At 42.7% G+C, this 20,247-nt stretch carries 23 protein-coding genes; 6 read left to right on the forward strand and 17 right to left on the reverse strand.

Annotation, left to right across the window (positions count from 1 at the left end):
• Positions 1–197 precede the first annotated feature (197 nt).
• Complete coding sequence (locus FCL48_RS06815; RefSeq protein WP_136871508.1) at positions 198–1,394, forward strand: flagellin; 1,197 nt, start codon at positions 198–200, stop codon at positions 1,392–1,394.
• Between the two features lie 149 nt (positions 1,395–1,543).
• Here the strand turns inward: FCL48_RS06815 and FCL48_RS06820 are convergent, their stop codons facing one another.
• The 3 genes from FCL48_RS06820 to FCL48_RS06830 form a co-directional block, all read right to left on the reverse strand.
• A complete protein-coding gene (locus tag FCL48_RS06820) occupies positions 1,544–2,404 on the reverse strand; it encodes an IS3 family transposase (RefSeq protein WP_169309114.1) in 861 nt (286 codons plus the stop codon).
• Positions 2,362–2,676, reverse strand: coding sequence for a transposase (locus FCL48_RS06825; protein WP_169309115.1), 315 nt, complete (start codon positions 2,674–2,676; stop codon positions 2,362–2,364). Before FCL48_RS06825 ends, FCL48_RS06820 begins: the two co-directional genes overlap by 43 nt.
• A 375-nt stretch (positions 2,677–3,051) precedes the next feature.
• On the reverse strand, positions 3,052–5,127 hold the full coding sequence (locus FCL48_RS06830) for a 6-hydroxymethylpterin diphosphokinase MptE-like protein (RefSeq protein ID WP_136871511.1): 2,076 nt from the start codon (positions 5,125–5,127) through the stop codon (positions 3,052–3,054).
• Between the two features lie 358 nt (positions 5,128–5,485).
• On the opposite strand from FCL48_RS06830, the gene FCL48_RS06835 reads away from it, so the two are divergent.
• From FCL48_RS06835 to FCL48_RS06855, 5 genes are all read left to right on the forward strand, one after another.
• The gene (locus FCL48_RS06835; protein WP_136871512.1) at positions 5,486–6,688 is read left to right on the forward strand and encodes a flagellin; all 1,203 of its coding nucleotides are present in this window, start codon (positions 5,486–5,488) and stop codon (positions 6,686–6,688) included.
• 93 nt (positions 6,689–6,781) lie between these two features.
• On the forward strand, positions 6,782–7,141 hold the full coding sequence (locus FCL48_RS06840; RefSeq protein WP_136871513.1) for a flagellar protein FlaG: 360 nt from the start codon (positions 6,782–6,784) through the stop codon (positions 7,139–7,141).
• 59 nt (positions 7,142–7,200) lie between these two features.
• Positions 7,201–8,646, forward strand: coding sequence for a flagellar filament capping protein FliD (fliD, locus tag FCL48_RS06845; protein ID WP_136871514.1), 1,446 nt, complete (start codon positions 7,201–7,203; stop codon positions 8,644–8,646).
• A gap of 10 nt (positions 8,647–8,656) precedes the next feature.
• Complete coding sequence (fliS, locus tag FCL48_RS06850; RefSeq protein WP_136871515.1) at positions 8,657–9,103, forward strand: flagellar export chaperone FliS; 447 nt, start codon at positions 8,657–8,659, stop codon at positions 9,101–9,103.
• A gap of 18 nt (positions 9,104–9,121) precedes the next feature.
• Positions 9,122–9,544 carry a hypothetical protein gene (locus FCL48_RS06855; RefSeq protein ID WP_136871516.1) on the forward strand — a complete coding sequence of 141 codons (423 nt, stop codon included), beginning with the start codon at positions 9,122–9,124 and terminating at the stop codon, positions 9,542–9,544.
• 120 nt (positions 9,545–9,664) lie between these two features.
• Here the strand turns inward: FCL48_RS06855 and fliW are convergent, their stop codons facing one another.
• The 14 genes from fliW to FCL48_RS06925 all read right to left on the reverse strand — a co-directional run bounded on the left by fliW (position 9,665) and on the right by FCL48_RS06925 (position 20,243).
• Entirely contained in the window at positions 9,665–10,099 is a 435-nt protein-coding gene (fliW, locus tag FCL48_RS06860; protein ID WP_240744775.1) for a flagellar assembly protein FliW, read from the reverse strand.
• A gap of 1 nt (position 10,100) precedes the next feature.
• Positions 10,101–10,334, reverse strand: a complete 234-nt coding sequence (csrA, locus tag FCL48_RS06865) for a carbon storage regulator CsrA (protein WP_136871517.1) — start codon at positions 10,332–10,334, stop codon at positions 10,101–10,103.
• 78 nt (positions 10,335–10,412) lie between these two features.
• Positions 10,413–12,023: a flagellar hook-associated protein FlgL gene (gene flgL, locus FCL48_RS06870; RefSeq protein ID WP_136871518.1), complete on the reverse strand. Its 1,611-nt coding sequence runs from the start codon at positions 12,021–12,023 to the stop codon at positions 10,413–10,415.
• 15 nt (positions 12,024–12,038) lie between these two features.
• Entirely contained in the window at positions 12,039–13,478 is a 1,440-nt protein-coding gene (flgK, locus tag FCL48_RS06875) for a flagellar hook-associated protein FlgK (protein ID WP_136871519.1), read from the reverse strand.
• A gap of 3 nt (positions 13,479–13,481) precedes the next feature.
• Complete coding sequence (locus FCL48_RS06880; protein ID WP_136871520.1) at positions 13,482–13,835, reverse strand: flagellar protein FlgN; 354 nt, start codon at positions 13,833–13,835, stop codon at positions 13,482–13,484.
• A 1-nt stretch (position 13,836) separates the two neighbouring features.
• Entirely contained in the window at positions 13,837–14,124 is a 288-nt protein-coding gene (flgM, locus tag FCL48_RS06885; RefSeq protein WP_136871521.1) for a flagellar biosynthesis anti-sigma factor FlgM, read from the reverse strand.
• Between the two features lie 14 nt (positions 14,125–14,138).
• Positions 14,139–14,717 (reverse strand): hypothetical protein, encoded by a 579-nt coding sequence (locus FCL48_RS06890; protein WP_136871522.1) that lies wholly within the window; start codon positions 14,715–14,717, stop codon positions 14,139–14,141.
• A gap of 134 nt (positions 14,718–14,851) precedes the next feature.
• Positions 14,852–15,163, reverse strand: a complete 312-nt coding sequence (locus tag FCL48_RS06895; protein WP_136871523.1) for a rod-binding protein — start codon at positions 15,161–15,163, stop codon at positions 14,852–14,854.
• A 16-nt stretch (positions 15,164–15,179) separates the two neighbouring features.
• Positions 15,180–16,298: a flagellar basal body P-ring protein FlgI gene (locus FCL48_RS06900; protein WP_136871524.1), complete on the reverse strand. Its 1,119-nt coding sequence runs from the start codon at positions 16,296–16,298 to the stop codon at positions 15,180–15,182.
• Between the two features lie 43 nt (positions 16,299–16,341).
• Complete coding sequence (locus FCL48_RS06905) at positions 16,342–17,028, reverse strand: flagellar basal body L-ring protein FlgH (RefSeq protein ID WP_136871525.1); 687 nt, start codon at positions 17,026–17,028, stop codon at positions 16,342–16,344.
• 1 nt (position 17,029) lies between these two features.
• Positions 17,030–17,980 (reverse strand): flagellar basal body P-ring formation chaperone FlgA, encoded by a 951-nt coding sequence (flgA, locus tag FCL48_RS06910; RefSeq protein WP_136871526.1) that lies wholly within the window; start codon positions 17,978–17,980, stop codon positions 17,030–17,032.
• Positions 17,981–17,982: 2 nt separating this feature from the next.
• Positions 17,983–18,768: a flagellar basal-body rod protein FlgG gene (flgG, locus tag FCL48_RS06915; protein WP_136871527.1), complete on the reverse strand. Its 786-nt coding sequence runs from the start codon at positions 18,766–18,768 to the stop codon at positions 17,983–17,985.
• Between the two features lie 36 nt (positions 18,769–18,804).
• Positions 18,805–19,554, reverse strand: coding sequence for a flagellar basal-body rod protein FlgF (flgF, locus tag FCL48_RS06920; RefSeq protein ID WP_136871528.1), 750 nt, complete (start codon positions 19,552–19,554; stop codon positions 18,805–18,807).
• Positions 19,555–19,814: 260 nt separating this feature from the next.
• Positions 19,815–20,243: a hypothetical protein gene (locus FCL48_RS06925; RefSeq protein WP_136871529.1), complete on the reverse strand. Its 429-nt coding sequence runs from the start codon at positions 20,241–20,243 to the stop codon at positions 19,815–19,817.
• Between the last annotated feature and the right edge of the window lie 4 nt (positions 20,244–20,247).

A 20,247-nucleotide genomic window follows, 5' to 3' on the forward strand; every position in this document is an offset into this window, starting at 1 on the left:
AAAAAATCTTTAGTTATATTTTTAAAAAATATCCAAATAATGTGATATGTTATCTTTTTTGACAATTTGATACAATAAATCTTAATTAAGCACCTTCTCCTTCCGATAAAATAATCAGATTTCAATATCGTTATCCTGCTTACATAAGAGATGCAAGAACAGGACGTTCGTCATAAAGAAAAAATGGAGAAAATAATATGGCTCTCACAATAAATACAAATATCGCTTCCCTCAATGCTCAAAGAAATCTTAATATCTCTCAAGGTGATTTAAATACATCTATGGAGAGATTATCTTCCGGATTACGGATCAATAGTGCAAAGGATGATGCTGCCGGACTTGCAATTTCGGATCGAATGACCTCCCAGATTAATGGCTTAACCCAGGCTGCCCGGAATGCAAACGATGGGATCTCACTTGCGCAGACAGCTGAAGGAGCTTTGCAGGAAAGCACAAATATTTTGCAGCGTATTCGTGAGCTAGCTGTTCAATCTGCAAATGATACCAATAGCTCATCTGACAGATCTTCACTTAATGATGAAGTTACGCAGTTAAAAGCAGAGCTTGATCGAATTGCTGAGACGAGTGAATTTAATGGACGTAAAGTTATCGATGGAAGCATGAGTAATGCGACCTTTCAGGTTGGTGCCAATGCAGGAACTAATCAGACTATTTCTTTTGCAATTAGTGGTGCCACAGCTTCAGATTTAAGCATAGACAATCTGACGACTATAACAGCAGCATCTGCCACCATGACAGCCACCGCAGGATCAACGGGTTTTAATGCGACTGCCGCAACAGCTGGCGCAGAGGGAAATTATGTCTCAATTCGAGTGATCAATGACGATTCAGTAACTGGATCAAGTGTTGTTGCTAATGGCAATGTTGTTACGTTTACGGCGAATCTAAACAGCACTACAGGTAGTTTCGATACTTTCGGTGAAATTTCGGCCCTTATTACAGGTGCTGGAACTGTGGCAAGTTCATTACTGACTATGGGAGCAGGATCAACGGCGGCCAGCATAGAAGGAACATGGACACTCACTGGTGGTGTCGATGCCGGTCTTGAAGGAACCCGTACTATAGATGAAGTAAGCGTTGCTACACGCCAGGAGGCTTCAATTACCATCGAAAGTGTAGACGCGGCGTTGGAAGAGATTGATACTATCCGTGGCGGCCTTGGTGCTATCCAGAATAGATTTGAATCAACAATATCGAATTTAAATAATGTATCTGAAAACTTATCTGCAGCGAGATCAAGGATACAAGATGCCGACATTGCCATGGAAACATCTGCTATGACCAAGAGTAATATTCTTCAGCAGGCTGGTGTTTCAATCCTTAGCCAGGCAAATCAGACTCCACAATTGGCTCTTCAGTTGTTACAAGGATAAGTAACAATGTTTTAGAAATAGTTTTAGTTTGGCAGTTGTGAGAAGTGGTCTAGCTTTTTAGACCACCACTTGGCTGTTTTTAGATATGACGCATAGTTTCAGATCTATTTCCACACCCCTTCCCCGCGGGGAAGGGGTGACTTCGTTTTTCAAGCCGCTAAAAATAATTTTTTACTATACACTTCATTTGGTGTTGCATCAGAAAGAGATTGATGAGGGCGAAAGTTGTTGTACCTGTGAATATAGGCCCCAATCCCTTTTTCCAACTCACGTGGGTTCTCATAGGATTTCAGATAAATGTCTTCGTATTTGATACTACGCCAAAATCGTTCAATGACAACATTGTCAATCCATCTTCCTTTTCCATCCATACTGATAGCGATATTCGCGTCTTCCAGGCACTCTCTCCAGTCATCTGAGGTAAACTGGCAACCCTGGTCTGTATTCATGATTTCGGGTGCTCCTGAGGTTTTTATAGCACGTTTAAGGCATCTGATACAAAATGCAGTGTCCAGGGTGGTGGAGAGTTCCCAGTCGATCACTTTTCTTGAATACCAGTCCATGATTGCGAAAAGATACATAAATCCTCGACGCATTGGTATATAGGTTATATCAGCACACATTACTTGATTTGGTTTATTTATGTCCAATCCTCTCAGTCGATAAGGAAAAATACCCGAGGGCCCACCAGGGATTGTGGTTCTTTTTCGAGGGTAAACAGCTTCAACACCCATTATCCGCATTAACCGACGGACCCGTTCTCGTCCTATCTTTTTCCCAGTTGACCGCCGCAAGTATTTGTACATGCGACGCGATCCTGCTGAGGGGTCATCTAAGTGCAATCGATCTATCTTTTCCATAAGCTGCAGATTCTCAGCAGATTCACCAGACAGCTGGTAGTAAACCATAGATCGAGGTACATGAAGCAGTCGACATTGGCAACGAATGCTCAGTCGGGATTTCCGCGTTATGAGTTTCGCCCTTTCACGGGTATTCCCAACTGCCGACACTTTTTTTCGAGGAAATCTACCTCCATTGTCAATTGACCGACTTTGCTGTGGAGTTGTTCCTTATTCTTCTCCGTGTCTTTTTCTTTTTTGGTGTTTTTGCTCTCGAACAATTCAGGTAAATGTTCAAGCATTTCTTTCTTCCAGTTACTCACCATAACTGGGTGAATCTCAAATTCAGCCGCAATTTCACTCATAGTTTTGAGACCTTTAATCGCTTCGAGAGCCACCCGTGCTTTGAATGCTGCTGTATGTTTTCTTCTTTGCTTTTTCATAATTTCTCCTTGCTGGTTTGTTTGAGAAACTATGCATACTTTCATAACTTATCCAGTGGTCCTAAAAGCTGGGGCCCTTTCTGTGTAACACGGGACCATAACTGTCAATCTAATGTAAGTGATGCGGTATCTACCTCGGTAGACAACGAAATTCTTGCGTTAGCCAATTCTTCTTTGTTTTGCCTGATTACTTGCTTTGCCAGGGTACTGATTATATCGATCTACAATATCACCTTTTCAGTTTCCAATGCCTTGTCTATGTCCTACTTTGACAGGTCTTTGAGATATTTCCACTCGATGAGTGATTATTTTGCTCTCTGCGTTTTGATTTCTCTTACCACCTTGGAAAAAAATTGTGAAATTTTTAAAGGTATCTTATGAAAAAGGTTGCCAATCTTTGACCATCTCTATATCGTTTTCTTTTTCAATATTCGTTAGAAGTATTTGAAAATCATTGTAAATATCTTGAATGTATGAAGTTAAGACTATTTTTGATTGTTCAAAAAAAATGGCTGCAGATTCGTTATTATCTGCTAGTGATGACTGTAGGTAAATATTCACGATAAATTGTTTAAAGCCATAAGAAAGCAAAGATGATGGAAGATAATTGGTTTGATGCTTTCCTGTGTTGATTGCTTTGTCAATGAGTGACAGGACATAAATAATCTCTTCTTTGGTCTTAGGATTTGATTCTGTAAATCCAAGTAAGGCCTGAAAATATTCCTTTACCTGTTCTGCTTGTTTACATTGAAGATGTGCTAATATCTTTTTTGTGGAATAGTTATTGTTGAAGCATTTTGAGATGTCTTCAAGCAGTTTATTCTTTTTAATTTTAGGACTTAATTGATCCGGGAAATGTTTACAGTCAAGAGATTTGCAACCGTTGATTTTCGCTCCTTCCCCTACATTAACCCACTTAATGTGTGGGAATTCTCTAATTTTATCTTCAGTGGTTATCAAAGACCACAATAAAATATCATCTGTTCTAATGGTAGCTCCAAGATTGCCCGTTAAATCATGTTTAGTTTTAGTTTGAACCCTATCGTCAAGGGCCGCACCGTCATAGAAAGTATTAGATGCATGCATTGTCTCACTGTTCAAAGGTGCTCCATAATCCACCCCAAAGAGATATACCTCATCAACACCAAGATCAGCGCACATGGAGATTCCGGCGTTGGTTACAGTGGGGTTGACTGCAGTGGTAAATGGAAAACTAGAGTCTAATAAAGATGAGCCTGGGTCCCTGTATTTTTGGAAAACAAGTGTGTTTTTGTAAAATTTATCAATTTTAGGACTGACAACATTGAGCTTTAAGAGCGTAACTTGCTTTAGTTTTTCAAGGTCATGTTTTTGCTCGTGTTTTTCCAAATGCCAAACTCTTTCTTGTACTATTTCAAAATCTGGTATGATTTCAGCTTTCAGAAGCGGTGTTATTGCGGATCCACAAGAAACTATTATGGCGTTGTCTTTGTATTTTTTTATGTAGTTTATTGATTCATTTAGAGATGGACCACTGCCGACAATAAATGCTCTAAAAAAAAGTTTGGTTTTTCTTCCCGAAAAATGCTTTTGCTGATTCCGTATATTTCGAGCACTAAAATACAAACCCGCTTTTTGGTCCTCGTACCAACCTGAATCAGATTGTTTACGTGCTACTTCGTCAGATTTTGTAACCATGGAAACGACTTCTTTTGCTTGAGATGAATTGAGGTGTGTAAGCGTAAAAAAGTAGGTGGTAAGTGAGAGCATCTTACTTGAAAGAAACTTTATTTCTTCATTTAGAGCCTCTTCAGGCGATTTTCCAATTATTAAGTTGATTCCTTTACTTCTTGTCTGAAAATATTGAAAGACCAATTTCCACGGGGTGGTAAAAAGTGATGTGTAGAATAGATCCACATTAGGTTCGTATATGCTTAAAAAGCTGATATTCTTTTGTTTGATGAGCTCTGTTAAATGAAGGCCTAACCCAATACCATAAATTCTTATCAGCGGAATGAAATCGCTACTGTATTTTTTGAGAGCATTCATAGAATCAGGAGTTATTCTCAGATTGTGAAATGTTCCTCCATCATATAGGCCTTGTAACATTTTGTATTGTATAGGATTGTTTTGCTTCCATCGTTCATCACCAATACCGAGAAATAAACTTTCAATTTTTATGCTAAAGTTTAGTCGGCGAACACTTTCATCTATTGCTTGATTTATCTCTTCGCGTGTGAATAAATTATAAAGAGGTCGGTTATTAGCGAGATCAAGAATATTAGGGCTTCCATCGGGGTTGCTGCAGATTTTAAATTTTTTGCAATGGTGCTTGGCGATAGCGTTATGTATGTCAGCGTTATAACTTTTAAAAAAAATAAGATTAGATTCGAATATAGAATTTGTGAAGTTATCAGGAAACAAGGTCAGAGTTACGTTGATGTCTTTAGGCTCGTTTGAAACTGCCATCATAGATCCTGTAGGTATGGTTGGAAAAATAAGTGTTGTTTGTATCAATGTTTTTGTTTGTATATTGTCGCTAATTCATCATTTAAATACAAGAAAAATTAATCGAAAATTATAGAAATCAATATCTTAAGGTGGATTTTACAATAAAGAAAATATTTTTTTAAAAAGCCTAAAGAAAGGCTGAAGGGCAACCGATAAGTTGGTGTAGGGGTGAAAAGCCCAATGGAATACAACTAAGGTCATCGATAGTAATTTAACGGATAAGGAGGCCAAAATCTAACGTCAGTAAATGTAGCGTGAACAGTAACAAAGAAAAAAACGGGCAAGGATGCCCAATTTTTAAAATTCATGGAGGAAACTCATGGCTATTACAATTAATACAAACGTCGCATCTCTTAACGCTCAGCGCAACTTAGGAACTTCTCAAAGCGACCTTAATAATTCTATGCAGCGATTGTCATCAGGTTTGCGCATTAATAGTGCAAAAGATGACGCAGCTGGTCTCGCTATCTCTGATCGTATGACTTCGCAGATCACTGGTTTGACTCAGGCTGCAAGAAATGCAAATGATGGTATATCTCTTGCTCAAACTGCTGAGGGTGCATTGCAGGAAAGCACAAACATCCTGCAGCGTATTCGTGAGTTGGCTGTTCAGTCAGCAAATGATACCAATAGTAGCAGTGACAGATCTTCTCTCAACGATGAAGTTACCCAGCTGAAGGCTGAGTTAGATCGTATTGCCGAAACGACTTCATTCAACGGTAAAAATGTTATTGATGGAAGTATGAGCAACGCTACTTTTCAGGTTGGTGCAAATGCTGGCGAGAACCAGACCATCTCCTTCGCGATTAGTAGTGCAAAGGCTGGTGATCTTGGTGTTGAGAATTTAAGTACCGTGACCGCAGCAGCGGCCACTCTTGCTGTGAATTCTTCAACATCCAGTGGATTTGATGCGGCAGCAGTTACCGCCGGAGCAGATGGTAACTACATCTCTATAAAAGTTGTTAATGATGCAGCAGTTACAGGCTCAAGTGTAATTACAAACGGTAATATTATAACTGTTACGGCGAATCTAGACAGTACTACAGGTAGTTTCGATACCTTCGGTGAAATAGGTGCACTTATTAATGCCGACACTGCAGCCAGTGCTCTTGTTACGGTGGATACTGCAGCTTCCAATATTGCTGTCTCATCAACCGAAGGCTCGTGGACTCTGTCTGACGGTGTTGATTTGCACCAGGAAGGTTCACGGACCATTGATCAGGTTAGCGTTTCGACTCGAGAGGAAGCATCAATCACCATCGAAAGTGTTGATGAAGCGCTGAAGGAGGTAGATACCATTCGTGGTGGACTTGGTGCTATTCAGAATCGTTTTGAGTCAACTATTGCTAACCTCAATAATGTGTCAGAGAATCTGTCTTCTGCACGTTCTCGAATCCTTGATGCAGATATCGCCAGTGAGACTTCGGCGATGACCAAGAACAATATTCTGCAACAGGCTGGTGTGTCTATTCTCTCTCAGGCAAACCAGACACCGCAGCTTGCATTGTCACTGCTCGGTTAAATTATAACTTAACCTGGGGGCTGGAAGTTTCAGCTCCCAGCTTATATGATAGTTTAAACGATAGCGATTTTAGTCAATCAAAAGGAGAATACTATGCAAGTTGAAGCCATGAGCGTGACCGGTACTCCAATGCAGCAAGCACCAAAAGCAAGCGAAAGTGTGGATACAGGTAGAAAAAATTTAGAAAAAGGTGAGGCGGAGCAACAGCAAACCGCGTTTACCAAAGAAAAATCTGTCCAGGCCGAAGAAATCTTGGGCAAAATAAAGGCATTAACCGAAGACGGGTTATATAGCGTTCGTTTTGAAAGTAACCAGGAATTTGACTCTCTCGTTGTAAAAGTGGTGGATAATGAAACGGACGAGGTGATTCGACAGGTACCTGCAGAAGAAGTTTTAGGTATGAAAGCGAGTCTTGAAGAATATCGTGGGCAGTTAGTTAATACTGTTAAATAAATTGCAGCAGATTTTCTGTTGAGGCTACAGATTCCTATCCAAGTAGCCGAGGAAGAGACATGTCAACGATTACATTTAGTGGACTCGCCACAGGTTTAGACACTGATTCAATAGTTGAAGGGCTAATGGCTGTGGAGAATGCCGCAGTTGAAAGTCTTGAAAAAGATCAGGAATATGAGGCGCTAAAATTAAAGGCCTATAAAGAATTCGATGACAAGCTAGAAGCATTTCGCACGGCAGTAAGTGATCTGAATTTAACAAATGAAGTGCGTCTTACAAAGACTAAGCTGAACTCAGAAGATACTATCAGTGCATCTTCGGATGGTGCACAACTTGGAAGTTATGATATTTCTGTTGTCCAATTGGCCCAGGTACAAAAGGATATAGGAGCAGGCTTCAGTTCGTCGACTGAATCTGTGTTGGGGTCAGGATCCATTACCATTGGGGGGGAGGTTATCACTATTGGTAGTGACAACAATAGCCTTCAGGGGTTAATGGAATCGATTAATGCACTTTCAGGAGAGACTGGAGTTACTGCTACACTTTTAAATGATGGTAGTGATAGTGAAAATTATCATTTGGTGTTTTCCGGTGTTGATGCTTCATCTTCTTTTGAAATCAGCAGTAGCTTGGTCGATAGTTCTGGTTATGCCGTAGACTTTACAACAACAAGAGTCAGAGATGCACAGCAAGCCATTGCCTATGTTGATGGTTTGGAAGTTGTTGGAAATAGTAATACTTTGTCCGGTGTTATTTCCGGGGTTACTCTCAATCTTAATGAGGTAAGTGAGATAGTTACTGCTGCCACAGATGACGAACCCGCCGAGTATGCCACAACGACCCTTACGATTGAAGCTGACACAGATACTCTCAAAGAGAAAATTACTACTTTCGTTTCCGCCTATAATGGAATAATGGAGTGGATTTCATCCGCCTATGATGAAGATCAGTTTGACGTAGATAGTACTACAGATACCGATGATCCAGATGACGATGATGAATCCGATGAGGATACGACTACTCTTGCCTATATCTTGCGGGGAGATTCGTCAATCAACAGTATCAAGAGGAGTTTGCAGAGTACCTTGTCAAGTGCGAGTAATAATAGTGGTTCTCTCCAGATTCTCAGTCAGATCGGCCTTTCGACTCAGTATGATGGGACCTTGTATATGAACAGTTCTAAGGTGGATGAGGCTCTATCTGAAAATTTTGAAGATGTTGTTAAACTGTTTGCTGGTGATGGTACCGTAGACGGGGTCATGAAAGAATTAAATACGTATATGCTTGAAGTGACCTCTTCAGCTGATGGTATTTATGCCACTAAATCTGATAGTTATGACGAAAAAATGGAAGATCTTGATGATCAGATTACACGGAAGGAATATTTGCTTGAAAAAGTTGAGGAAAGAATACGCGCACAATTCTCAGCAATGGAACTTCTCGTGAGTGAGTTGAATAGTATAGGCGATTACCTCACCCAAACATTCAAATCATCATCTTCGTAAGGATATTTAAATGAACAGATATAATATGAATCAGTATTATCAGACGCAGGTGAGTACTGCCTCTCCAGAGCAGATTTTAATAATGCTTTATGATGGTGCCATCAGGTTTACTCGTCAGGCTATTACCGGTGTCGAAGAAAATAAACCGGAACTGCGTCGGTACGGGGTGTCTAAATCAATGGCAATTATTGCAGAGTTTGCAAAGACACTCGACCACAAAATGGGAAGTCATTTTGCCGAAGATCTTGATGCTCTATATAACTTTATGATGAAAGAACTTACCTTAGCAAATATTCACAATGATGTTGAAAAGTTGAAAGTTGTTGAGAAGCTTCTCGTCGATTTACGGGGGACTTGGGTTGAGGCTATAGAATTGAATAAAAAAGAAATGGCTGCAACTGTAGCCGCAAGGCAAACTCCTGAGACTCAATACAGTTCTTTTTCCATGTCTCGTTAAATGAACAGGGCGTTGATCATGAATGAGAATTGTATTATTACAAATGATATTTTTTCTAAATCTTGGAGTAGGACATGTGAGCTTCGTGAACTTATCGTTACCTTGAAGCAGTCTCTGAAAGGGTCTAAGCCAGCAATCCTGATTGCTGGCGGTAAGAAACTGCAAAGTCTTCAGAGTGAGATTGAACTACTTGACATAGAAATTGACAAACGTCTCAAGAGTGGTCCTCCATTATTGGAGCAGGAGAGACAAATTCTTGTTAGTAAGAAAGAACTGCAACAGGAAATACTGCAATTAAACAGGACCTTACTCACAGAAGTCAAAAACATTAAATCGACTCTGGCGGGAGAAATGGCTTCTTTGAAGAGAGGCCGGACTGCTCTTAAAGGTTATGGCCACAAATCTAGTGCTTCTGGAAAAGTCATTAATAAGTCACTATAGAATTGTGAAGGAGAGTAGGTTGGTCAAGAGGGAAAAACTCCCAACCGAATCACAAAAAAAAGCCATCAGAGCAAAAATGCTCTGATGGCTTTTTTTGTGTTTATTGGCCGTTGCGATTTGTTATTTGCTGTCTTGCCCCGGCAAAGGAGTCTTGGTGCTGTAATCACTTTTTTCTAAAATGACTTGCATAGCACGATTTGTTTGAGGCGAAAACAGGATCGGGGCCGCCAGGTTCATGGTTATCTTGTGATCTTGTGGTACTGTGACCACCACCAGAACAAAAATGGTGTCTTCTTTGCCCATTTGCAAGGTTTTTCTTTCAGACTCTTCGGTTTTAATATTATAGTCGAGAAAAAAATTTGTGGGATCAGTGAGTACAAAGGCAAATTCCGGTTCATCTACTGACTGTATCCAGAAGAGTGGCCCTTTTTTCTTGTTTGGCATAACAATGAATTTTTTCAGTTGTGGCAGGCCAATCATCCCTTCTGGAAAATGAAGAAGGTTCTCAGGATCGTATTCTACCTCACCAAAACGTGTAATAATTTTTTCCATCATATTATTTCTTGGTTGTGAGATTGTCGCTAAGGCTATCAAGATCTATCATATTCCACTGAGCTGCATCTTTATTTTGTGTAACTATCCTATCGTACACTTCCTGCCTGTATATTTTTTTATCAGGTGGAGCGTCTATGCCCAGGCGAATAGTACCGCCTTTAATTTCAACAATTTTGAGAGTGATGTCCTCTCCAATGATAATTCCTTCGCCTACCTTTCTTGTTAGGACCAGCATACTGCACTCCGAAGTAATGGCACCTGGCCTGAATAAGTGAAAAATACTAAGATTTAGGAACCTTATTCTAGTCGTTGTCTAAAAATAATCAAGGATTGATATTTGAGAAACCCGTGCGGTTATATTGAGTGCTGCTTCATAAGCGGATTCTTTTTGAATAATATTATTGTACACTTCTATGATATCAGCATCCTGATATCTGGATAATATTGCTTGAAGGTCGATGAGAGCCTGGGATTGGCTGTCTGAAGCGGATTCCACACGTGTGGCTCTATTACCAAGGATGGAACGATAGGTGCGGTTTTGATCCGCTGCAATCTCAAGCTGGTTTATTTGGGTTTCGATAGAACCGTCGGAAACATTACCTGCCCGTATTGCTTCTTCTGTCTGCATGAGAACTGTGAAAATATCTACACGGCCTGAAGCCCCATCAAGATTAGTGGTTGAGAGTCCGATATCACTTAGGCCAGCTCCATCAACATAGACATCTGTAGTTGAATTTGTGGCGATATTTATGGTCCCAAAAACCGTCTGATCTCCGCCAATTCCACTGCTTGCCGAACCTCCTGTGACTGTTTCACTGAGTTCTATTTCAGAGCCATTATCTGGTCCGGTGAGAACAAGAGAACCGCTGGAAATATCATAGCTTACTCCGTTGGATAAAGTCCCTCCGGTAGACGAGAGGTTGGTGGGTTGCGGCAGGCTGTTGGCAAGCGCCGAGGCAAGGCCATCAAGAGTGAAATCATAGCCCGTAGACCCTGTCAAACTAATGGATACAGTTGAACCTCCAGAGGTAATGTCGAGGGCATATGAATCTCCCGCAGTCTCGTCAAAATCTGAGAGTGAAAGTGTTCCGAGGTCAACCGTTGCCGCGTTGGTTGTACTGACGAGACTCGTGCCGCTTTGGTTAAACAGAGCGGAGAGTTTACCGGCATAGTTGTCATCGGTATCAGTGAGGTCTGCGGCCGTAATGGTAACTGTAGTTCCACCGTCCGGTGTTATGGTTATGTCCCCGGTTCCAATGCCAAGGTCCCCTGAGGTTAAGGATTCCCCCTGATATGGACTGGAGTAACCATTAACTGCAATCTCATTGGTTATCCCCATAAAGAGCTCATTTCCCGTAAGGTTCACCTCAAGAAATTCGTTATTGGCAATTTCAAGTTTTGTAGGGTAAGGGTCTCCCTGGTAAAGATACGGCCAGGTGCTTACATCACTGATATCGTATGTAGAGGCGTCATAGCTTTCGTTTTCTACAAAGGGTACAGTGCTTTCCTTATACCCTGCAAAAATGTATTTACCGTCTACCACAGCATTGGCTGAGTCCATTAGCTCCGAGCGCAACTCGCTGATTTCATCTGCGAGAGTGTTAAGATCGGATTGGCTGAGCGAGGAATTTACAGCATTAATTGCAATCTCTTTGGCTCTGACAAGTAGGTCTTCAATGTGGGCCATGTGACTGTCAGTTGAAGCCATTTCATCTGAGGCCTTGCCAAGAGTATCAATATAACGCTCGCTTTCCTGGATTTGTGTTCTGGCTGTCAGAACCGGTCGAACAGTGCCTGGATTGTCCGATGCGGTCGTAAATTTAAGTCCGGTGGCACCCTGGGTACGAAGATCCAACAGGTCGGTGGTAATCCTGTTGAGATTCGTCTGCATTAATCGAAATGTTGAGCTGTCTGTTACTTTCATTGTACTACCGCCTGGCTATTGTTTGATAGAGAGAATAGTCGTCATCATTTCATCTATGGTAGATAGAAACTTTGCGGAAGATTCAAAACCTCGTTGGAACTGAATGAGACTGATCATTTCTTCTTCTAAAGAAACTCCAGATATTCCATCTCTTAAGTTCTCGAGCTGTACCAGGGCATCCTCTGTTCCAGAGAGAGACAATTCGTTTTGATTGCTCTCTACTCCGACTTTTGCAGCTATTTTTCCGTAGAGTGAAGTGAAGCTATCAGTATCATTGACCAGGTAGGAACCAATGCTTGAAAGTAGCAGTGCATTGCGATTATCGCCTTTTGCTACAGAATCCAGGATCGAATCAGGCGCTTCGGCAGCAGCTATTTTGTTTGGATCGGTGATGGCGACGGACATCGCTCTTGCAGCACCTTTATATTCAGTTGCCGTTGGGGAAGCCGCAGGCGGCGACTCTACATAATTTGGAGGCATAGCAAAAAACAGATTACCTGTGCTGGAGTCCAGACCAGCTCCGGCCATATGCTGCAGATTGATCTGCACGCTGAGTTCGTAGGCAAGCTCATCCATATCTGCTTCGAGATCTGGTATAAAGGTGTCCCGTATTTCCATGAGCCCTTTGAATTCACCGCCAAAACTATTCTCGCTGAGTTCTCTGGTTACTCCACCAGCTTCAAGAGATATTGTGAGCTCGTTGCCTACGGCTTCACTGGTAAAGGTCATTGCCATGGTGCCTTCTACAAGTGGAAGGCCATTTGGTAATTGTACAGAAACCATACCATTTTCCGTTTCATAGGTTTCTGCCCCAATGGTCATGGCCAGATCTTTTATAAGTGACTCCCTTGAATCTCTGGCGCTGTTTGCTGTTTGACCATGTATCTCTATTTTGTAAATACGGTCATTGAGTTCTGCTAATTCTTCAAGTTTGCTATTTATACTGTCAATCTCAGAGACCAGTGTATTGTTGATGTCATCCTGAACTGCATCAAGATCGTCCATTATACCATTAAAACTGTCAGCAAGGACGCCACCCTGCAGGATGACATTGTTTCTTTGGATGAGATCACTGGGATCTGCGGCAAGTTCACTTAATGAGTCAAAGAAGGTGTCAATGTCAGAAGACAGATTATCGTCTGTGACGCTAAAGATACGTTCCAGTTCGGCAAGGGGGCTGCTCATGGATGACTGGTAGCCATATTCTGCAGCTTTTTCCTGAATTTGACCTTCTATAAATACATCATGATCACGGCTGACATCTGTTATTTTAACGCCCTGGCCAATGAAGAAATCACCAAAATTCAGTGAAGGGTAGGCCTCCATTACCGTTTGCTGGCGTGAGTAACCCTCTGTATTCACGTTCGAGATATTGTTGCCGATGACCTCTATCGTCTTTTGATTTACTTCAAGAGAGGTTTTTGCAGCATTGAGAGCACTTGTCAGGCCAGCCATATTTTACACCCTACCTGAAAGCAGCCGACCATTAACATGAGAGGCTACGGTATTTGCACGGGAACCATACGTCGATGTGACAGTTCTTTGGCCAAAAAACTCCATGGTATTTCTGATCCAACCAAGAGTGGATTTAAAGAGAAATGCATTGCGTCGGTTTTCGTGGCGGATCTGCATGACAATTTCTTTATCGCTTTCGTCCACATTTTCAATATGAGCGAGAACTTTCATTACCTCAGCTTTTTCTCGTACAGCTTCAGTCATCCCGTCCATATCGAGGTTGATGGCACATTCTCTTTCCTGTAAAATAAGATCACGCATTCTCACGAGGTAATCGTGGGTTGTACCGGTGCTCATATTATTTCCCCTCAACGAGAAATTGAAGCAAGGAAGATGAGACTTTTTGTAAATCAGGCTCATAGGAACCATTTTGAATTTGAGCTTTGAGCTCCTGGACCTTTTCTGCTCGCTCAGTGTTACCACTGGCTGAAGTGGACTGAGCCTTATTAACTTCTTGCAAGATAGAAGAAAATTGAACAGTGTCCCCTCCTGAAACGACCCCTTTTGTTTCAGCGGAGGTCTTATCAGTCTTCTTGAGATTACCGATTTGTCCTGGACCACCGACTCCAAAAAATTCCACACTCATGACTTCACCTGAGTTTAAGATTCTGGGCTGCTTTCAACGTCTGCCCATTCGTCTAATTTGCTGATTACAGCGTCATAGGTTTCGTAAGATATGTCTGGAAGAGTTCCTCCAAACGCGTCTTCAGCTTCTTGAAAACCCTGATTCAGACCTTCTTTTATAGCTTCCAGTCTCGACACATCGCCACCTGCGATTCCCACAGCCAAACTAAAAATTCTTTCAGCTGTTTTTTCTACCCCGAAATATCCATCATCTGCAACTAATTGTTCAGCTTCTTCTGGAGTAATGGTTTCTAAGTTAATTTCTGAGTCTGCAACTGGAATCTTGTATTCGATTCCCTGTTCTTTGAATATGTTGAGGACTAACCCTCTTAACAGGTCGAGCCCATCTCCAGCCGTTTGTTCAAGAGACATGTCGTATTCTTGAATTGTATTTTTCTCAGAATTGTAAGAGATGTTTACCCGGTCGGTAACCTGACTGAGATTGTTTTTCTCAGAAGAAGATTTTGGAGTAGCTTTTATTGTATGTTCGAAAGATTGAGTATTTTTGATAGTTATATTGTTAAGAGGTAAACTATTGCCTGTGTTGCTGATCATTGTCTTGCCTCCCTGCGGATTTCACTGAGCTTCCTTGCCCATTTTCAAGTGTATTTATATCCTCTTATAACTATTATCGGTGTGGAGTTGGGAAAACTTTAGAAAAAACGATGATTGTATCTGAATGTATCGAGCTATTTTTTATTTTCAATATAAGAAGCCATTTGCTCATACATGGCGCTGGCGAGTCCCACGCCTTCGCCCTTCGTGGTTTCTTTTGCAAGTTCCAGATCCAGCATTTCCTGAAACATTTCAGTGGCATTGCTTTTTTCAAACAGACCACCTTCGGGTACTGCTTTGCGCATTGCCTTGTACATTTCCATTACGAACATTGTTTCCATTTCTCTGCTTGATTCTTTCAGGGATGCAAGATCTCTGGTTTTGCGATCGGAGGTATGCTGGGTTGACGCGCTTATGTGAATACGAGGGTCTATTTTGAAATCCATGAGAATATCCTTTTGGTTAGAGAACGATGAGCTCGCCTTGAAGGGAACCGGAAGCTTTTATTGCTTGAAAAATTGCAATAAGGTCGCGGGGAGTTGCACCAATTGCGTTGAGGGCGTTTGCAATTTCACCGATCGAAACACCTTTTTCCATGTCGAGCAGGACAAGCTCTCCATCGTCTTCAATAACATCAACTGTGGTTTGAGGGGTGACGACAGTCTGACCTCCTGATAATGGGGCTGGTTGCGATACCTGAGGGTCTTCGCGAATAATCAGGCTGAGGTTTCCGTGTGAGACCGCGACTGTTGAGAGTCGCACATCTTTTCCCATAACAATGGTGCCGGTTCTTTCGTTCACCACAATTCTTGCTGTTGAATCGGAATCAACGTCGAGGATCTCAAGGGATGCTATAAAATCGACGACATTGTCCTTGTATGGCTCAAGAACCTTCACCTGAACGGTGCCGGGACTATCGGCATAAGCGGTACCTGCGCCAAAACGTTTGTTCACTGTTGCTGCAAGGTTTGAAGCGGTCGTGAAATCGGCATCCCGCAACTGGTATTGGAGTATTCCGTTTTCACCAATCTCCATGGGCACAGATTTCTCAATGATGGCACCACTTGCTATGCGACCTACTGTCGGATGGTTTTGCTGAACTGTGGCTGCTTTGCCTCCATAGGAGAATGCACCGATGGTTATTGGGCCCTGAGCCACGGAATAAACATTGCCATCCGGGCCTAGAAGTGGTGTCATAAGCAAGGTTCCCCCCGCAAGACTCTCAGCATCGCCAATTGAGGCAACCTGTACATCCATTCGGGACCCGGATTTTGCAAATGGGGGCAGGGTACCTGTAACCATTACTGCCGCAATATTTTCTATTTTAATATCGTCGATGTTATCAGGGTCAATGGTGATTCCGTGGCGGACCATCATGTTATATATGGCCTGAAGGGTAAAAACTGATTTTTTCATATCGTCGCCCGTACCGTTGAGGCCGGTGACGATTCCGTATCCGATCAGTTGGTTATCCCGTACTCCATGGATGTTGGCAATGTCTTTAATACGGGCGGCATGAGCACTCTGTACCCCTAAAAGAAGAATTGTACAAAAAAGACACAGTATGGATTTTTTTTTCATAGCTTACACGCCAGGGTGTGATCGATTGTAAAAGAACGTACTGTCAAAAAGGCCAGACATTATCGAGAAATCGCATTGCCCAGCCGGGACTCTGTTTGTCACTGATGGAGCCTTTTCCGGTATAGCTGATACGGGCGTTGAGTATTTTTGTCGAACTCACTGTATTTGCAGCAGTAATATCGACAGGTCTGATAATACCGGTGAGGTAAATCATCTGCACTTCACTGTTGACCATAACTTCCTTGCCACCACGGATTTTCAGCTGACCGTTTGGATATCTGCCAACCACCTGGGTGGTCAGAGATGCGGTAAGGTCTTCTGTTCTGCTTGTGGAGCCACTTCCATCAAAGCCATTGGCAAAGTCTGCATTAACAAGATTTGAAAGATCTACAGGATTATAGCCCTCCCAGACATCGTCATTTTCAAGGCCAAAAAAGTTAGAAATGGCAGCAGACATGTTTGTCTCTCTGGACGTACTTGTGGTTGCGGCTTTAGAGGCACTGGATGATTCAGAGATGAGAACGGTCACAATGTCGCCTATCTGCTGGGCCTTATGATCTGTAAACATGGAACCATTACTCTGATTCCACAAGGAGCCGGATTCCTTTGCCACTTCTTTACTGTCATATATTTCTTCGAGTGGCTCCTGAATAACACTCAGCGTAGTTTCCTCTTTTGCACAGCCGCCAAGTGCGATGATCAACAGGAAAAATAAGATAGAATGTTTCATGTTATAACATAACCTCCACAATACCGGGCGCTGTGACTCGCCCAAAAATCACCTTATTGGAATTGATGTTTTGTACTTTGATCAGTTCGTCAAGTTTGCCGTCACTATGGGCAAGACCTGTTGCTGTCAGCATCATTGGCCCGGACTGGATGACGATTTTAACTTTTTCCCCCCGGTGTACCACCGGTAAACTTTCAACCATTGACATGGTAAGAGGGGTGCTGGCAGAAATGGAACGGGTGATTTTTTTCCCTATAAACTCATCAGGGGAAAAACCGGGATCCTTAATGTCACTGATATCCATGACTGCTTCCTGCAGGTGGCGTGGCTCCAGGATGGTTCCTTTTTTTACCGGCGTTGCTGCAGTGATAATGTTGGCACGGGCCTCAACTCTGCCACGAACAGACATGTTTTTGACAACCGTATCATCTACGCTGAAAATAATGGAAAACCTGGAACTGCTGAGTATCCCGGGGTTGGACGGGATAACCTGATAGCTTAGATCTCCTGTTGGCAGGGTGAATGGCAAGGGAAGTGCTGATGGAATAAAATGGATTACAGCCAGCGGCAGATTATCCTTTTGGGACCGCAGGTATTCGGCAATGATATCGAGCATTTTTGTCGAATCAATGAAAATACCTTTTCTTTGGACTTTAACAGAAGGCGCACCGCCCCAATTGATATTGTCTGGTAGTGACTGGCTGGTGGAAAGATATTTTTTAATATTAGCGGTGCGAAAATATGTTGTTTCTCCTGGTTCGGGCGCATTGGCAACAGGAACAGTCAAGAGTGCCTTGCCAAGTTCGGAAACCGTGTCAATCGTGGCAACGTCGCCGAGTTTCACAAGTGCGTCATCAACCTCTGCCATTTTTTTAAACGTCACGTCAAAGGCATGCGCTGTCTGCAGATGGGTCAAGAAAAGCAATGTGAAGAGGGCAAGTAAGCGAATCATAACTATATGAGGTTGTTTGTCGTCTGCATCATCTCATCAGACGTTTGAATTGTTTTGGAATTGATTTCATAGGCCCGCTGGGTGGTGATCATACTGGCAAGCTCTTCGACGATGTTTACATTGGAACCCTCAAGATAGGTTTGCAAAAGAGTACCGTATCCTTCATCACCCGGTGTTCCGGTTTGCGGTGTGCCGGATGAGGACGATTCTTCGAAAAGATTCTGGCCAATGGCAAGTAAGCCGGAATTGTTGGTAAAAGTGGCGAGTTGTATGGTCCCGAGTTCGGTGGACTCGGTGTCATTATCAATCAGGGCGCTGACGATACCGGTTTCACCGATGGTTATCTGAGTGTACCCGTCTGGAATAGTGATGGCTGGAGTGATTGGATAGCCGTCTGAATTGGTAAGGCGTCCGTCACTGTCAAGTTTTAACGCTCCCGATCTTGTGTAGCCAGTGTTCCCATTGGGCTGTTCAATTTGAAGAAAACCATTGCCCTCAATGGCGATGTCTAGCTCATTTTCGGTTTGAATGAGATCTCCCTGGGTAAAGATTTTCGTTACAGCTGCAGGCTTGACGCCCAGTCCTATCTGGATGCCGGTGGGCGATTCGGTGTCTGCTGAGGTCTGGCTGCCGGGAACCTTCATGGCTTGATAGAGCAGATCCTGGAAATCAGCCTTGCTTTTCTTGAAACCTGTTGTGCTTACGTTGGCGAGATTATTGGCAATAACATCAATGTTTACTTGCTGCCCGTGCATTCCTGTTGTGCCTGTCCAAAGAGAGCGGATCATAGTATGCTTTCCTTCTAAAATATAAATGAAATAAACTTAGCTGAGTGTACCCAGTTCTTCCTGTTGTTCGCCGATGGTGGAATAACTTTTTAGTACTTTGTGGTACGTTTCAAAAGTTCGGTAGCTGTCAATCATTTTGGCCATTTCTGCAGCCATATTCACGTTTGACAACTCGAGACTCCCCTGAAGAATTCGGGAGTTGTCATCGGGGAGTTCTGTGGCTCCATCTGCAAGAGAAAAGGTGGTGTCTGATTCTCTTTTGAGTTTTGCAGGGTCACTGATCTGAAAAATACCGAGTTGGCCGACTTCTGTTTTGGCTCCTTCTTCCCCTAGGGTATAAATAGCTCCGGAGTCGCTAAAGGCAATTTGAGTGCTATCTGTATCGGGAATGATTATCTCTCCACCGGTATCGTCGAGTACGGGGAGTCCGTTACTTGTCGTGAGAAGGCCTTCTCCGTTTACCGCTAAATCACCTCTTTTTGTGTAAAGTGGTCCCTCCGGCCCCTGGACCTTTAAGAAGCCCTCACCGTGGATAGTAATATCCAAAGGGTCTTCGGTCTGGCGGATGGCTCCGGGTGAGAAATCTGTGAAATTCTGATTAATACGGTTGTAGTTGATACCTTTTGCCTGTTTGGCCTGTGTTTCACCTTTCAGTACAGACTCAAAGCTCACATTGGACTTTTTATAGCCTGAGGTGCTCACATTCGCGAGATTGTTGGTGATGTTGGCAATAGCCTGTTCGCGGGTTATGGCACCTGAGAGCGCACTGTATTTTCCTGAAACCATATCGTTCTCGTGGGGTAAAAGTTCATATTTACTGCTTGAAAACTGCGGTCTGACGAGGCTTCAATCTTACGCAGTGTAATCGTATCCTCGAAGGCAGCTGTAAACTCGGGTGCCGATCTCTTTATATGAAATAAAAAGTAAGGCCCTTTTTTATCCTGCCGAAACCTCTCCTTTTTGAGATGAAAACTGTGTGAAAATCCTATAGTTACTTATCGGTTCTTTCCGCCTGTTCTTTAGTAGGAAGATGGCTTTCAACGGTATCAGGCAGCTGGAGTTATCGTAGAGAGGCATACCAGCTGGCGGGCTTCATGGAGGGAGATTGACAAAACAGATGCAATTTCATCAGGTCCCATGCCGTTTTCTATGAGTGAGTGTATATATTTATACTTTTCAGGGGTACTGTTTGTCTTGTGACTGCTGGTTTGGCTGTGGGCAGCCTGTAATCGAGGTGCCTGAAATTTGGTGGTAAGTTCAGCTTGTTGCATTGAGTTGTGAAAGTTCATGATTTCGTTGTGTCGCCACTCTAATTCAGTCAATTTCTGTCTGTGCAGTTCAAGTTGACTGGTGGTGGTTTTTATCTCCTGGGCGAGCAGCTTGTTCTCTTTTTTGACGAGAATATATTTTGTTAAGCTTAAGAGACATAACACACTGGGGATAATCAGGAAAAAAATTGCAAGAGAGTGTTGCATTGCT

This window comes from Desulforhopalus sp. IMCC35007, from assembly GCF_005116575.1.
In the GTDB taxonomy this organism is placed as follows: Bacteria; Desulfobacterota; Desulfobulbia; order Desulfobulbales; family Desulfocapsaceae; genus Desulforhopalus_A.

Excerpts from the sequence above, each read along its gene's own strand:
- FCL48_RS06815 (WP_136871508.1), top strand. The coding sequence starts at position 198 with ATGGCTCTCACAATAAATACAAATATCGCTTCCCTCAATGCTCAAAGA.
- FCL48_RS06825 (WP_169309115.1), bottom strand. The coding sequence starts at position 2,676 with ATGAAAAAGCAAAGAAGAAAACATACAGCAGCATTCAAAGCACGGGTG.
- FCL48_RS06830 (WP_136871511.1), bottom strand. The coding sequence starts at position 5,127 with ATGATGGCAGTTTCAAACGAGCCTAAAGACATCAACGTAACTCTGACC.
- FCL48_RS06835 (WP_136871512.1), top strand. The coding sequence starts at position 5,486 with ATGGCTATTACAATTAATACAAACGTCGCATCTCTTAACGCTCAGCGC.
- FCL48_RS06840 (WP_136871513.1), top strand. The coding sequence starts at position 6,782 with ATGCAAGTTGAAGCCATGAGCGTGACCGGTACTCCAATGCAGCAAGCA.
- fliD (WP_136871514.1), top strand. The coding sequence starts at position 7,201 with ATGTCAACGATTACATTTAGTGGACTCGCCACAGGTTTAGACACTGAT.
- fliS (WP_136871515.1), top strand. The coding sequence starts at position 8,657 with ATGAACAGATATAATATGAATCAGTATTATCAGACGCAGGTGAGTACT.
- FCL48_RS06855 (WP_136871516.1), top strand. The coding sequence starts at position 9,122 with ATGAATGAGAATTGTATTATTACAAATGATATTTTTTCTAAATCTTGG.
- fliW (WP_240744775.1), bottom strand. The coding sequence starts at position 10,099 with ATGATGGAAAAAATTATTACACGTTTTGGTGAGGTAGAATACGATCCT.
- csrA (WP_136871517.1), bottom strand. The coding sequence starts at position 10,334 with ATGCTGGTCCTAACAAGAAAGGTAGGCGAAGGAATTATCATTGGAGAG.
- flgL (WP_136871518.1), bottom strand. The coding sequence starts at position 12,023 with ATGAAAGTAACAGACAGCTCAACATTTCGATTAATGCAGACGAATCTC.
- flgK (WP_136871519.1), bottom strand. The coding sequence starts at position 13,478 with ATGGCTGGCCTGACAAGTGCTCTCAATGCTGCAAAAACCTCTCTTGAA.
- FCL48_RS06880 (WP_136871520.1), bottom strand. The coding sequence starts at position 13,835 with ATGAGCACCGGTACAACCCACGATTACCTCGTGAGAATGCGTGATCTT.
- flgM (WP_136871521.1), bottom strand. The coding sequence starts at position 14,124 with ATGAGTGTGGAATTTTTTGGAGTCGGTGGTCCAGGACAAATCGGTAAT.
- FCL48_RS06890 (WP_136871522.1), bottom strand. The coding sequence starts at position 14,717 with ATGATCAGCAACACAGGCAATAGTTTACCTCTTAACAATATAACTATC.
- FCL48_RS06895 (WP_136871523.1), bottom strand. The coding sequence starts at position 15,163 with ATGGATTTCAAAATAGACCCTCGTATTCACATAAGCGCGTCAACCCAG.
- FCL48_RS06900 (WP_136871524.1), bottom strand. The coding sequence starts at position 16,298 with ATGAAAAAAAAATCCATACTGTGTCTTTTTTGTACAATTCTTCTTTTA.
- FCL48_RS06905 (WP_136871525.1), bottom strand. The coding sequence starts at position 17,028 with ATGAAACATTCTATCTTATTTTTCCTGTTGATCATCGCACTTGGCGGC.
- flgA (WP_136871526.1), bottom strand. The coding sequence starts at position 17,980 with ATGATTCGCTTACTTGCCCTCTTCACATTGCTTTTCTTGACCCATCTG.
- flgG (WP_136871527.1), bottom strand. The coding sequence starts at position 18,768 with ATGATCCGCTCTCTTTGGACAGGCACAACAGGAATGCACGGGCAGCAA.
- flgF (WP_136871528.1), bottom strand. The coding sequence starts at position 19,554 with ATGGTTTCAGGAAAATACAGTGCGCTCTCAGGTGCCATAACCCGCGAA.
- FCL48_RS06925 (WP_136871529.1), bottom strand. The coding sequence starts at position 20,243 with ATGCAACACTCTCTTGCAATTTTTTTCCTGATTATCCCCAGTGTGTTA.